The following is a 12,473-nucleotide window of genomic DNA, read 5'->3' on the forward strand; positions in this document are numbered from 1 at the left end:
ATTAGTTACCTAGAGCATTACTGATTTGATCGGAAATTTCTAGGGGTTCAAAGGGTTTGTTAATGATGGCGATCGCTCCTAATCCTAAATAGAGCGATCGTTCTTTCGGGGAATTTTTCGCCGTCATCAAAATCACCGGAATTTCCGCAGTTATGATATCATTTTTGAGCATCTTTATGGTAGCCTCTCCATCTACACCCGGCATAACTAGGTCTAGTAGGATCACATCCGGCTGCTGTTGTTTGGCTATGGTAAATCCTTCCGTTCCTGATGCGGCTGTGAGTACCTGCCATTTCCCTTGCAGTTGTAAACAGCTCTCCGCCACAAATAGAATATCCTCATCATCATCAATAATTAAAACTGTTTGGCTCATGGTAAATTATCCGCGAATTTGATTACGTCCAGCTTGTTTGGCTTCATATAAAATAGTATCTGCCACTCGATACAGTAGTTGTAAATCCTGCCCATCTTCTGGATATTGAGCTACTCCCCCACTAAATGTGACCGAAAAAGCTATATTATCTTCTGGGACTAGAACCTCTAAACGCCACTCTTCTAAAACTTTTTGCAGTCGGTTAATGGCATCTTGTTTATAAGTACCATACATGGCTACCGCAAATTCTTCTCCTCCCCATCTTCCTACTATATCTTCCTGGCGAAACACTTTTTTGAGAACTTCCCCAAATCGGTGCAGAACCCAGTCCCCCGTATCATGACCATATTGGTCATTAATATCTTTAAAATTGTCCAGGTCTAAAATGGCAAAGCACAGGGGTTGTTTGTGACGACCAGCCATCCGAATTAATCGGTTTATATCTTCAGTTGATTTATAGCGATTTGCGATTCCGGTTAAGGTGTCTATCTCCGCTATATTACGCCACAGACGACTGCGATGCAGACGACTAAATAAACGGGCTATTAATTCCGGTCCGACTACCGGTTTGCTGATAAAATCATCAGCACCGGCTCTAAATAGTTCCGCTCTAGTTTCTGGGTCTGTGTGGTTGGTTAATACTAAAATCGGCAGATAACGCCATCTGGGTTCGTTGCGAATTACCTGACATAAATCAATGCCATTATAATGGGGCATTTCTACATCAATAATTAGTAAATCCGGGTTAGAGCTTTCTAAGACTTGCCAGAATTTTCGCGGAGTATTTAGGGTTTTTACCTCTAATCCCAAGGGACACAACAGGGCTTCTAATAGTTCCAAAATTTGCGGATCATCATCGATCGCTATAATTTTGCCGGTGATGGTATTATTATTGAGAATTCCTGTGACTATCTCCACAATTTGATGGCTAGACATCGGTTTTTGCAGAAACGCCCGACTCCCTAAACGACACACCGTCAGCCTATCTATAAAACTCGATCGCCTTGAGAATATGACCACCGGAATTTCTGGGTGATGATAGGCGATATCTTCTAATAGCATTAACCCATCTTCTTCCGGCTTGGGAAAGTTCAATTCTAGTAAAATTATACTGGGCTGATACTCAACCATCATGGCTCTGGCTATCCCCACACCAGGAGCCAGTCGAGCCTCTAAACCACGACTATGGGCTTCCCTAATAATTTGGTCCCCTAGGATGGTATCATTATCAACAATCAACAATGACTGCACAGTGGTTTTGGGGTGCTTTTTCATCTCTTTTATTTGGGGTTTGGCCGGCGTTTTTTTCAGCTCCTTTAAGAGGTCTTCAGTTAATTGCTCAATTTGTGTTTGCTTGTCGGTGTCTAGGGGTTGTTCTCCCGCTAACAAGTATTCGATTTTTCTGGCGATTTCGGAACCTCGACCATATCCAAAAGTTCCCAAAGAACCCGCTAGTTTGTGAGCCTCTATATAGGCATATTGGCGGGGGTTGTTTTCATCATTTAAATCTTGGGAATTAGCCATAGCTATTGCTTGAATACTCTCAACTCTAGCTATGGTTTTGTCTTTGATTTTTGCCCAAATCTCCGTAACGGTTTCATCTACGGACAAAGGGTGGCTGGTTAAGGATGAATATTTATGACTAAAACTCCCCTCATCTAGGGATTTAATCCGATATCCCATTCCATAGACATTTTCAATTAACTTGGGGTTTCCGCCAGCGTCTTTTAGCTTATTGCGTAGGCTTTTAATATGGGCGCGGACAGTGTTATCGGCCGCAGGTTCTTCTATTGACCAGAGATGTTCGATGATGGTATCGTAGCTGAAAACACGATAGGGACTGCGAATAAATAATTCCATCAATCCATATTCTTTGGGGGTGAGATGCAAGACCGATTTTTGGTGGGAAATCTCGCATTTTGCCGGGTTTAAAGTTAGGTCTCCCCAATGGATTACTGGCGGTAAAGAAATGGTCGCACGACGCAATAAGGCGCGCATTCTGGCGATTAATTCTTCAGCCCTAATCGGTTTGACTAGATAATCATCAGCCCCCGCGTCTAGCCCTAAAACCTTGTCTTCGCAGCTATCACGAGCTGTTAATAATAGCACTGGCATCTGATAATTATGCGATCGCAATTTTCGACATAGTGCAATCCCATTCAGTTTCGGCAACATAATATCTAGGATAACCAAACTATATTCAAAACTTTCGATATAGTTCCATCCCGATTCGCCGTCGGTCGCTATATCAACTACATAATTATGAGCTTTCAGAGATTTGGATAATTGTTGATTCAAATATTGATCATCATCCACTAAAAGAATTTTCATGGTAAATTGAGGTTACTGTATGTTAAAATTTGATGGTTTATTATCGCCATCTTTATGTAAATTATAGCTAAATAGACCCTTCATCGGCTAATATCCATGAAACCCAAAATTAAAAACCAACTGGCTTGGCAGCAAGCTGAAATACTCATGCAGCCAGCTTTAATCAGAGTCCTAGATAACATTCGCAAGCAACTGGAAACATCTATCTGGAAGGGAAGTTATGAAACCCATACCACCCCCTATCCGGGTTATGTACTTAAATTAGAGCATAATGGCCAACAAGTAAACATTGATGTTTGGGATCTGTGTTATCAAGTCTGTTTCCAGGACTACCAGCCCACCCATACACCCGACCAACCCCAGGAGGTGGAAATTGATACCAGTTTACTGGATAATACAGGAGATGTAGATTGGGATAAACTCGATCGCAAAACTCAAGACTTAATCGAGAAAGTTTTTGCTAATTTAACAGAACAATGACTAAAACCCTCCCAGAGATTTACGCGAATACCAAAGCCATATATGATGAAGCTAATCAGGTTCCCCTCAGTTTTGATAATGACACTGAAGCATTGAATGCTTCCGAGGAGACGGTGGCGTTATGCGATCGCTCCCATTGGGGACTATTAGAACTTTCTGGGGAAGATCGTTTATCTTTCCTCCACAACCAAAGCACCAATTCTATTAGCGATCGCCAACCGGGACAGGGATGTGATACAGTATTTGTCACCTCCACCGCCCGAAATATCGATCTAGCAACGGCTTACATGACCGAGGAGGCGGTGTTATTACTGGTTTCGCCGAATCGCCGTCAGCACCTGCTACAATGGCTAGACCGCTATATTTTCCCCATGGATAGGGTTAACATAAAAGACATCAGCGACCAGTGGGCGATATTTAGTCTCATTGGACCGGAAAGTTCCTCTCTACTGACAAAACTGGGGGCTACCATGGCTGAAAATCTCACCCGGGGAAATCACTGGGTTGATCATATCGCTAATATTTCGGTTCGTGTGGCGATCGGTAGTGGTTTGGCTAGGGAAGGATACACTCTGATAGTTCCCACAGAGGCGGCGGGGAATTTGTGGCTATCTCTGACGGAAGCTGGGGCTGTTCCTTTGGGCGATCGCATTTGGGAACAACTCCGCATTCTCCAGGGTCGCCCCACACCCGATCGGGAACTAACAGAAGATTATAACCCCCTAGAAGCGGGATTATGGGGTAATATTTCCTTTGAGAAAGGTTGTTATATCGGACAGGAAACCATCGCCCGTCTCAACACTTATAAAGGAGTTAAACAACGATTATGGGGTTTGCGTCTTTCGGGTTTTGTGGAACCGGGAACCGTGATTAATCTCAAGGATGAAAAAGTCGGTAAACTTACCAGCATTACCGAGACTCAAGAGGGATGGTTTGGCTTGGGTTATATCCGCACAAAAGCGGGGGGCGAAGGCTCGCAAGTATCCCTAGGAGACACAACGGCTACAGTGGTAGCAGTTCCTTTTTTAAGCCATCCTGAAAGCTGAGATTTTAAACATCATTAACTGAGGGGATTAACACAGGGCGGGTAGTGGTTAGACGAAATCACCCGCCCGCCTCGCAGTTGGGCTTTTAAACCATCAGCCCAGTATTGAAACCGCCAATAATTTGATAAACCATCACAGCGATCGCCACCATTCCTAAAATTACCATTAAACCGGACGGCATAAATTTTCGAGTCTTCACATATCGACCCACAAAAGCTAATACTAAAACCACGGAAATAACTAGGGCAAAAATTAACGCCCATTCCCAGCCTTGGGCTTGTCCCAAAGCTGCCACCAATAACAGTATACCACTACTGACACCCGCTATTAGAGAAATCTTACTTTGGGCTTTCTTATATCCAACAATTCCCCCAACAATTGCCAAAACTCCATAAAGGAGAGTGGCGATCATACCTAAACTCATCAATCCCAACTCCTACTGATTAAAAACTGCCATCAATAGCAACTTATCAGGAATCAGACAGACTCCGCAGAAAATGTTGTAAAAATTAACGTTTTTGATGGTGGCACTATGCCATATAATCAGAGAGTGTCGTGGTTGTGTTTAGATGTAAGTTTCAGCCAAATTAGCCCATGTCCTCACCGTTATCTGAAGCGATCGCTAAAATTCGATTTCTGCAACGTCAAGCGCTATCCCTGCTGCTTTATCAGGAAGTAATGGGAGATCCAATAGGTCAAGCCTTTATGAACCTATTAGACTATATGTTACAAGCAGACAGCCATCAAACTTTACAGGCTTATAGTTACTGGTTTCGAGTCCAAGCCGAACAATCCCAAAGCTGGCAAAATTACTTAATCACTCAAATTCTGAGGGCAGATAATCCCTTTTCCCGTCAAGCCCAACAGTGCGACCTAACGGCATTAAATCCCTCTTTAATTGCGGCTACCCGTCACGATTTAGGAATCTTACATATCCTCTATAAATGTCAGGGGATAAAAATGGCTCAATGGGTACAAGCGATCGCCCAAATTCCCGAATTGCCAATAGTTTGGGAAGATGAACCTATTTTAGTTGATAAAATTGAAGAACTGGCTCTGCGTAATCAGTTAGCCCAAGGGGAAAATTGGGGAGATGCCATTGAAGCGATCGCCGCCCACTATCGACAATATGGAACTGGTCAATTTGCCGAAAACCAGGCATTTCGTTGGCGGAATGGGGAACTAATGGCGATCGCGAATCCTGATCCGATTCACCTCAACCAATTAGTAGGATATGAACCACAGCGAGAAATCTTGTTAAAAAATACCGAGTTTTTATTGGCGGGATATTCAGCCTTAAATGTTCTGTTATATGGCAGTAGGGGGTCAGGGAAATCTTCCCTAGTTAAAGCCTTGTTACATCAATATAGCGATCGGGGTTTGCGATTAATTGAAGTAACTAAATCTGAACTGCGAGACCTACCCCAAGTAATTGAACAGTTGCGGGGAGTTCCCCAAAAGTTTATTATCTTTGTGGATGACCTATCTTTTGAAGAAGATGATGATGCTTTTAAAGCCTTGAAAGTTGTCCTGGAAGGAAATATGACCGCCCGACCTGAAAATGTGGTGGTATATGCCACTTCAAACCGCCGCCATTTAGTCCGAGAGTTTTTTGATGAACGTCCCCGTCCTCAAGACCAGAATGAAGTACAGGCTTGGGATACAGTCCAGGAAAAGCTATCATTTGCCGATCGCTTTGGCTTAACCCTGACTTTTGAACCAGCAGATCAGGAAACTTATCTTAGCATAGTTAGGCATCTGGCTACTCAAGCCGGAATAACTATCGATCCAGAAGATCTTGATTATCGCGCCCGCCAGTGGGCAACAAGACATAATGGGCGATCGGGACGGACGGCGCGACAGTTTATCGATTTTCTGGCCGCGGAAATTGCCCTAGCTGATCAATAGATTGGAAAAATTCGGCATCCAGTGTCATCATAATCAAGATCGGAAATACTCCCAAATCAGGAAAAATTAACTATGTCTGAATCTACTGATAGCAACGCTACTATTAAACTTTCACCCCCGGAAGCCTTTGCGGCGATCGCTTTAATTGCCATAGCCGCTGATGGTTTGGTTCTCCCCAGTGAGTCTCAAATCCTCAATAGTAGTCTATCGCGAATGCAGCTTTTTAGCGACTATTCCCCGACTCAGAAACGGGAAATGCTAGATCGTCTACTCACGGAAATTAAAACCCACGGCTACAATACTTTATTAAAATCGGCGATCGCTGTCTTACCCAAAGAGTTACGGGAAACAGTCTTTGCCATTGCTACAGATATCACTCTCGCTGATGGTGAAATTACCAAAGAGGAAGAAGACCTACTTAATGACCTCTACAGTTACCTCGATTTATCAGAGGAAATAGCTACCAAAATTATTGATGTTATGATGATCAAAAACCAAGGATAGTCAATTCCCATAAATTCCCCTGATTTCCCCTAGTTCAGGGGAACAATAGTCCGAAATTGCTCATTTATTCATCACCTTTGTGGTATATACTAGAACTGTCTACTTTAGCGAAACTGATGCCGCTGGCGTTGTCTATTTTGCCCAGATGATGTCTATGTGTCACCAAGCCTATGAAGCCGCTTTAATTAATCTAGGCATTGACCTAAAAACTTTTGTCAATAACCCCGATTTTGCCATTCCCATTGTCCATGCTTCTATGGACTATCGGCAACCCATTTATTGTGGCGATCGGATTGTCATTAACCTCTCACCTCAACAACTAAGCCTAGATACCTTTCAGATAGAATATCAAATCTGCCTTGCTGATCAGCCTCAATCATTAATCGCCCAAGGTATAACTAAGCATATCTCAATTAACCCATCTACCCGCCAAAGACAACCCCTTCCTCCTCCCATTCAACAATGGTTAAATCCTCGACAAATACAATGATTTGTGTCATAATATTAACAGCTTTTGACCATCAATTAATTAGATGATATGACTTTGGTTTCTCAACTTAGCAATCCTCGTAGTTATGCAGTTATTGGCACCGGGGCATTAGGTGGATTCTATGGCGCTAAACTTCAGAAATCAGGACTAGATGTTCATTTTTTACTCAGAAGTGATTACGATTGGGTGAGTCAGCATGGCTTACAAATAGAATCCGTTTGGGGTGATTTTCAACTCCCCCAAGTCCCAGCCTACAATAATCCCCAAAAAATGCCACCCTGTGATGTAGTAATTGTCGCCATAAAATCCACAGAAAATCATTTACTACCCCAAATTTTACCCCCAGTATTAAAACCTGATGGCGTGGTTTTGGTCTTACAAAATGGGTTAGGAATTGAGCCAGAAATAGCCGAAATAGTCGGCAATCACAGAGTTTTAGGGGGTATTTGTGTAATTTGTTCTAATAAAATCAAACCTGGTTATATTCGCCATTTAGACTATGGTATGATGAAACTAGCCGAATATAACCACAATTACCAATCTGGTGGCATTACCCCCCGACTCCAACAAATTGGTGATGATTTTAAAAAGGCTGGTGTCCCCCTAGACATAGCCGAAGATTTACTCTCAATTCGTTGGGAAAAGTTGGTGTGGAATATCCCCTATAATGGATTATCAGTAGTTTTAAATGCCCGCACTGATCAAATGATGTCAAATCCAGCAACTCGGGTTTTAGTTGAGGACATTATGGGGGAAGTTTTACAGGGCGCTAAGGGTTGCGATCGCTTTCTTGACCCCGAAATAATTAATCAAATGTTGTCTCATACCGAAACCATGACACCCTATAAAACCAGCATGAAAATTGACTATGATCAGCGCCGACCCCTAGAAATTGATGCCATTTTAGGCAATCCCTTAAAAATGGCTACAGCCGGAGGAGTGCATCTACCTCGCATTCAGATGTTATATCAGCAATTAAAGTTTTTAGATACCCAAAATTGCCTTTAATTAATCAGCCAAAAAATCCGTGAGAATTTCATCCGGTTCATCATCAAAATCCTCATCATCTGCTGCCACAGTAGGTAAAGATGATCGTTGATTAGTTATACTTACTGAACCTAAGCGCCTTTCTAATATCGCTACCCTAGTTTCAACCGCCGTTAAATATTGGGGGATTTTTTCCAGAGTTAACAGTTGTCGCTGGAGTTCAATTATTTGACGACGTAAAAGTTCTATATCTGTGGCATTATTGAGGGCTAAATATTCCCTGATCGCTTCCTGCACCAGTTGCGTGATGCTGTGTCCATTTTCCTGGGATTTTTGCTCAATTTCCTGCATTAACTCCTGGGAAACTGTGACCGTTAAGGTGATATCATTAGGAGCCGACATAGGATCTGACATAATATTTTATACTTTGACTGATTCCGTTAATTATAATCCTGATAGTGGTTTCTGGGAAACTTCAGAAACTCTAGGGCTGCCATTAAATTCCCCCCAAGGGGATTAAAACTCATGATCACAAATACGCGCTATGATTAAAACCAACGTTAAGAATTGTAAAAAACATTGACTGCCCACATTCACTCCCCTAACCCAATTCAACAGCCTGCTGGCTGGCATCGCCTCCGGTGTCGTTGGCAGGGAAACCAGGAAACAGTCCGCCAAGGACTCCCCCACAGCCAACTATCCCCAGCCTGGCAAATTATGCTATTGGGAGACGGATCGCCAACCCGCCACCTGCAACTACTCACCGGAGAACCTACAGAGGTCGATGTGATTGATATGTCTGCCATTGGTATGAGTCCAGATGGTGCGCCGCCATTGATTCAGGCAGTCCCTGGCCCTCGGCTGCGCCGTCAAGTCTGGTTGCGGACTGCATCAGGACAACGTTTAGCCTATGCTACTTCCTGGTGGGAAAATAGCCACGTTGACGAGTATTTACAAAATAGATCTCTGCCAATTTGGGCAAGTTTAGCCAGGCTGAGAACTGAATTATATCGAGATGTGCAAGGTATTGACTATGGCGATTCTAAAGCCTTAGAATTAGCCTTTGGACAGCCGGGGCCTTTTTGGGGTCGTTATTATCTTTTCTGGCATCACGGGAAGCCCTTAACCTTGATTTATGAGGTGTTTTCCCCCTATCTTACCAAGTATTTAGGAGCTACGCAAATGCTATGATATCAGATATCTTCATCGATGCGATCGCTATAGAGAGACTGTAACATATTCTCTAACTTTTCCTCCGAACAACATTCAATTACAGCATCAAAAGCATCAACCAAGCGGGCGGCAGTTTCCCCTAAAGTCGGACTCATGCCCCACACATCCTCTACCCAATCTTGAGGGCGATCGTCCACAAAAATCAAACGTTCTAACAGTTGTTTTACTTCCGACCTAGAAATAGATGCCATAATCATTAATTCAAATATCATGCACCATTATAACATATAGGCATCCTGATTATGGATAGTCAGAAACTTTCCCTATATCAACAGGACTTTTACGGTTGGACTCAGTGGCAGTTACAAGCCTTAGCCCAACAGGATATTAATAACCTAGATTGGCAAAATTTACACGCTGAAATTGACAGTTTGGGAAGACAAGAATATCGAGAATTAGTCAGTCATCTAACAGTCTTGTTAGGACATTTACTCAAGTGGGAATATCAACCCCATAAACGCTCAAGGAGTTGGTTCTTGACCATTCGAGAACAGCGCCGCGCCACCCGGCGACATTTATCTCGAAATCCTAGTTTAAAGTCCCGAATCGCCCAAGCCTTGGAGGACAGCTTCGAGGCTGGGGTTGATTTGGCTCTCCGAGAGACAGGTCTGCCTTTGCGAACTTTTCCCGATATTTGTCCTTACCAATTTGATGATATTATCACCGATAATTTTATTTGTGACACCAGCCAAGATTGGGAATAAGTTATCATTAAATTACCCATTCTATGGGATAATAAGATAACTAAGAAAATAGCGATCGTATTTGTATTCATGTCCTCAACTCAATCTCCTCTCAATCTTCCATTTAAGCGTCTGCGTCAGTTGCGGACAGGCTTACTTAACTTACATAAAAATCTCCTAGAGTCCGAACGCATTACTTATGAGAAGTGTTACGGACGCATCCCCTCTAAAGGAGAATTTTTCCGGCTAGTAATTGGAGATGATTGGTTTAGCTGGCTGCGACCATTTTCCCAATTTATTGTCAAAATTGACGAAACCCTAGAGGAAAAAGAACCCGTCACCTTAGACCAAGTTAACGAACTACTAGAAGAAGCTAAATTTCTACTGCGAGTAGATGAACAGGGAACCGAACGAGAAAAGCGTTATTATCAAGCCATTCAGCGTGACCCAAATATTGCCCTCATTCATGCTGAAGTGTCAAACATATTAAAATAACACTTCCCCCGAAAATAACCTAGGGTTGGGTTCATCATATCAGCTTGCTACTACAAAGTAAAAGAATGATAAACCCACCCTTATTTTTTGTTAAAAAAGCTTAATTAAACATTAATAAATAACCCGCGATCGCAGATATGCTATAATTTAAACATCGAATTTTTAAAACTGTCTTCTACTGGTTTAGACCTATGGTTTCTATTGACCTTTATAAAAATCTACCCACCAGTGATGAACTTCCCGACTCTGATGATACTCCTGTGGATAACGAAGACCAAAACTTTCTCCCCAATTACCTATTATTTCTTCTAGCAATTATCTGGAAAGACCGCAATGATTGGTATTTCGGTGTGGATATGGGAATTTATCACACCAGCGGGGATAACCCCAGAGTCCCAGTAATTCCTGATGGTTTTCTGACGGTGGGAGTGAACCGCCGCCGACCAGGTAATAAATCTCGGAAAAGTTATGTGGTCTGGGAAGAGGGGGGAATGGTTCCTCAGTTGGTGTTAGAGGTGGTTTCCTGGACTCCGGGAAATGAGTATGAGTCCAAAATGGCGATTTATGAAAAGTTGGGGGTACTATACTACGTTATTTATAACCCAGAATATTACCAACGCGATCGCCATCAACCCTTCGAGATTTATCGACAAATTGATGGTAAATACCAGTTACAAACCGGGGAACCCTACTGGCTACCAGAAATCGGTTTAGGAATTGGGAGAAGTCAAGCTACATTAGGTGGTATTGACCGAGAAATCCTGTCTTGGTTTGACCAAGAGGGGAGACGTTATTTGAGTGCGGAAGAGTTAGCACAGCAGGCTCAATTGGAAGTACAGCAGGCTCAATTGGAAGCACAGCAGGCTCAATTGGAAGCACAGCAGGCTCAATTGGAAGCACAGCAGGCTCAATTGGAAGCACAGCAGGCTCAATTGGAAGCACAAAAAGAACGTCAGGCGCGTTTAGCAGCTATTGCTCAATTAGACAATATAGGATTGACAGCAGAGCAAATTTCTGTAGCATTGGGCTTATCTATCAATGAGGTACGTCAGCAGCTAGAGGAATCATAGATTCTAGCGATATAACTGCTATAATTGGGGAGAAACTGTCTTCTACTGGTTTAGACCTATGGTTTCTATTGACCTTTATAAAAATCTACCCACCAGTGATGAACTTCCCGACTCTGATGATACTCCTGTGGATAACGAAGACCAAAACTTTCTCCCCAATTACCTATTATTTCTTCTAGCAATTATCTGGAAAGACCGCAATGATTGGTATTTCGGTGTGGATATGGGAATTTATCACACCAGCGGGGATAACCCCAGAGTCCCAGTAATTCCTGATGGTTTTCTGACGGTGGGAGTGAACCGCCGCCGACCAGGTAATAAATCTCGGAAAAGTTATGTGGTCTGGGAAGAGGGGGGAATGGTTCCCCAGTTAGTGTTAGAGGTGGTTTCCTGGACTCCGGGAAATGAGTATGAGTCCAAAATGGCGATTTATGAAAAGTTGGGGGTACTATACTACGTTATTTATAACCCAGAATATTACCAACGCGATCGCCATCAACCCTTCGAGATTTATCGACAAATTGATGGTAAATACCAGTTACAAACGGGAGAACCCTACTGGCTACCAGAAATCGGTTTAGGAATTGGGAGAAGTCAAGCTACATTAGGTGGTATTGACCGAGAAATCCTGTCTTGGTTTGACCAAGAGGGGAGACGTTATTTGAGTGCGGAAGAGTTAGCACAGCAGGCTCAATTGGAAGCACAGCAGGCTCAATTGGAAGCACAAAAAGAACGTCAGGCGCGTTTAGCAGCTATTGCTCAATTAGACAATATGGGATTAACAGTACAGCAAATTTCTGTAGCATTGGGGTTATCTGTTAATGAGGTACGTCAGCAGCTAGAGGAATTATAGATTATAGCGATATAACTGTT

At 42.9% G+C, this 12,473-nt stretch carries 16 protein-coding genes; 11 read left to right on the top strand and 5 right to left on the bottom strand.

All coding sequences use genetic code 11. From position 1 onward, the window contains the following. Position 1 precedes the first annotated feature (1 nt). Together NLZ44_RS00785 and NLZ44_RS00790 are read right to left on the bottom strand one after the other, a co-directional pair. The gene (locus tag NLZ44_RS00785; protein WP_493751572.1) at positions 2 to 373 is read right to left on the bottom strand and encodes a response regulator; all 372 of its coding nucleotides are present in this window, start codon (positions 371 to 373) and stop codon (positions 2 to 4) included. 6 nt (positions 374 to 379) lie between these two features. Continuing rightward, positions 380 to 2,704, bottom strand: a complete 2,325-nt coding sequence (locus NLZ44_RS00790) for a response regulator (RefSeq protein ID WP_493751573.1) — start codon at positions 2,702 to 2,704, stop codon at positions 380 to 382. 96 nt (positions 2,705 to 2,800) lie between these two features. On the opposite strand from NLZ44_RS00790, the gene NLZ44_RS00795 reads away from it, so the two are divergent. Both NLZ44_RS00795 and ygfZ read left to right on the top strand, forming a co-directional pair. Further along, positions 2,801 to 3,184 (top strand): hypothetical protein, encoded by a 384-nt coding sequence (locus tag NLZ44_RS00795; protein ID WP_493751574.1) that lies wholly within the window; start codon positions 2,801 to 2,803, stop codon positions 3,182 to 3,184. Next, positions 3,181 to 4,230, top strand: a complete 1,050-nt coding sequence (gene ygfZ, locus NLZ44_RS00800; RefSeq protein ID WP_493751575.1) for a CAF17-like 4Fe-4S cluster assembly/insertion protein YgfZ — start codon at positions 3,181 to 3,183, stop codon at positions 4,228 to 4,230. Before NLZ44_RS00795 ends, ygfZ begins: the two co-directional genes overlap by 4 nt. 85 nt (positions 4,231 to 4,315) lie before the next feature. Here ygfZ and NLZ44_RS00805 read toward each other — a convergent pair whose 3' ends face one another. Continuing rightward, positions 4,316 to 4,654, bottom strand: coding sequence for a TMEM14 family protein (locus NLZ44_RS00805; RefSeq protein WP_006669584.1), 339 nt, complete (start codon positions 4,652 to 4,654; stop codon positions 4,316 to 4,318). Between the two features lie 170 nt (positions 4,655 to 4,824). On the opposite strand from NLZ44_RS00805, the gene NLZ44_RS00810 reads away from it, so the two are divergent. From NLZ44_RS00810 to NLZ44_RS00825, 4 genes are all read left to right on the top strand, one after another. Next, entirely contained in the window at positions 4,825 to 6,138 is a 1,314-nt protein-coding gene (locus NLZ44_RS00810) for an ATP-binding protein (protein WP_315651247.1), read from the top strand. Between the two features lie 72 nt (positions 6,139 to 6,210). Further along, a complete protein-coding gene (locus tag NLZ44_RS00815) occupies positions 6,211 to 6,642 on the top strand; it encodes a tellurite resistance TerB family protein (protein WP_315651244.1) in 432 nt (143 codons plus the stop codon). Between the two features lie 79 nt (positions 6,643 to 6,721). After that, positions 6,722 to 7,132 (top strand): acyl-CoA thioesterase, encoded by a 411-nt coding sequence (locus NLZ44_RS00820; protein WP_006625507.1) that lies wholly within the window; start codon positions 6,722 to 6,724, stop codon positions 7,130 to 7,132. 48 nt (positions 7,133 to 7,180) lie between these two features. Then, the gene (locus NLZ44_RS00825) at positions 7,181 to 8,140 is read left to right on the top strand and encodes a putative 2-dehydropantoate 2-reductase (protein WP_315651240.1); all 960 of its coding nucleotides are present in this window, start codon (positions 7,181 to 7,183) and stop codon (positions 8,138 to 8,140) included. On the opposite strand, the gene NLZ44_RS00830 is transcribed toward NLZ44_RS00825, so the two are convergent. Then, positions 8,141 to 8,533: a ribbon-helix-helix protein, CopG family gene (locus NLZ44_RS00830; protein WP_111890785.1), complete on the bottom strand. Its 393-nt coding sequence runs from the start codon at positions 8,531 to 8,533 to the stop codon at positions 8,141 to 8,143. Positions 8,534 to 8,698: 165 nt separating this feature from the next. Between NLZ44_RS00830 and NLZ44_RS00835 the strand changes: the two genes are divergently transcribed. Beyond that, a complete protein-coding gene (locus tag NLZ44_RS00835) occupies positions 8,699 to 9,310 on the top strand; it encodes a chorismate lyase (RefSeq protein WP_111890786.1) in 612 nt (203 codons plus the stop codon). 2 nt (positions 9,311 to 9,312) lie between these two features. On the opposite strand, the gene NLZ44_RS00840 is transcribed toward NLZ44_RS00835, so the two are convergent. Beyond that, positions 9,313 to 9,549 carry a hypothetical protein gene (locus NLZ44_RS00840; protein WP_199456214.1) on the bottom strand — a complete coding sequence of 79 codons (237 nt, stop codon included), beginning with the start codon at positions 9,547 to 9,549 and terminating at the stop codon, positions 9,313 to 9,315. Between the two features lie 45 nt (positions 9,550 to 9,594). On the opposite strand from NLZ44_RS00840, the gene NLZ44_RS00845 reads away from it, so the two are divergent. From NLZ44_RS00845 to NLZ44_RS00860, 4 genes are all read left to right on the top strand, one after another. Beyond that, a complete protein-coding gene (locus NLZ44_RS00845; protein ID WP_111890788.1) occupies positions 9,595 to 10,056 on the top strand; it encodes a DUF29 domain-containing protein in 462 nt (153 codons plus the stop codon). Positions 10,057 to 10,125: 69 nt separating this feature from the next. Continuing rightward, complete coding sequence (locus NLZ44_RS00850) at positions 10,126 to 10,530, top strand: hypothetical protein (RefSeq protein ID WP_006625513.1); 405 nt, start codon at positions 10,126 to 10,128, stop codon at positions 10,528 to 10,530. Between the two features lie 191 nt (positions 10,531 to 10,721). Continuing rightward, on the top strand, positions 10,722 to 11,600 hold the full coding sequence (locus NLZ44_RS00855) for a Uma2 family endonuclease (protein ID WP_493751576.1): 879 nt from the start codon (positions 10,722 to 10,724) through the stop codon (positions 11,598 to 11,600). A gap of 58 nt (positions 11,601 to 11,658) precedes the next feature. Beyond that, on the top strand, positions 11,659 to 12,453 hold the full coding sequence (locus NLZ44_RS00860; RefSeq protein WP_493751577.1) for a Uma2 family endonuclease: 795 nt from the start codon (positions 11,659 to 11,661) through the stop codon (positions 12,451 to 12,453). Positions 12,454 to 12,473 lie beyond the last annotated feature (20 nt).

Source organism: Arthrospira sp. PCC 9901 (assembly GCF_059013425.1).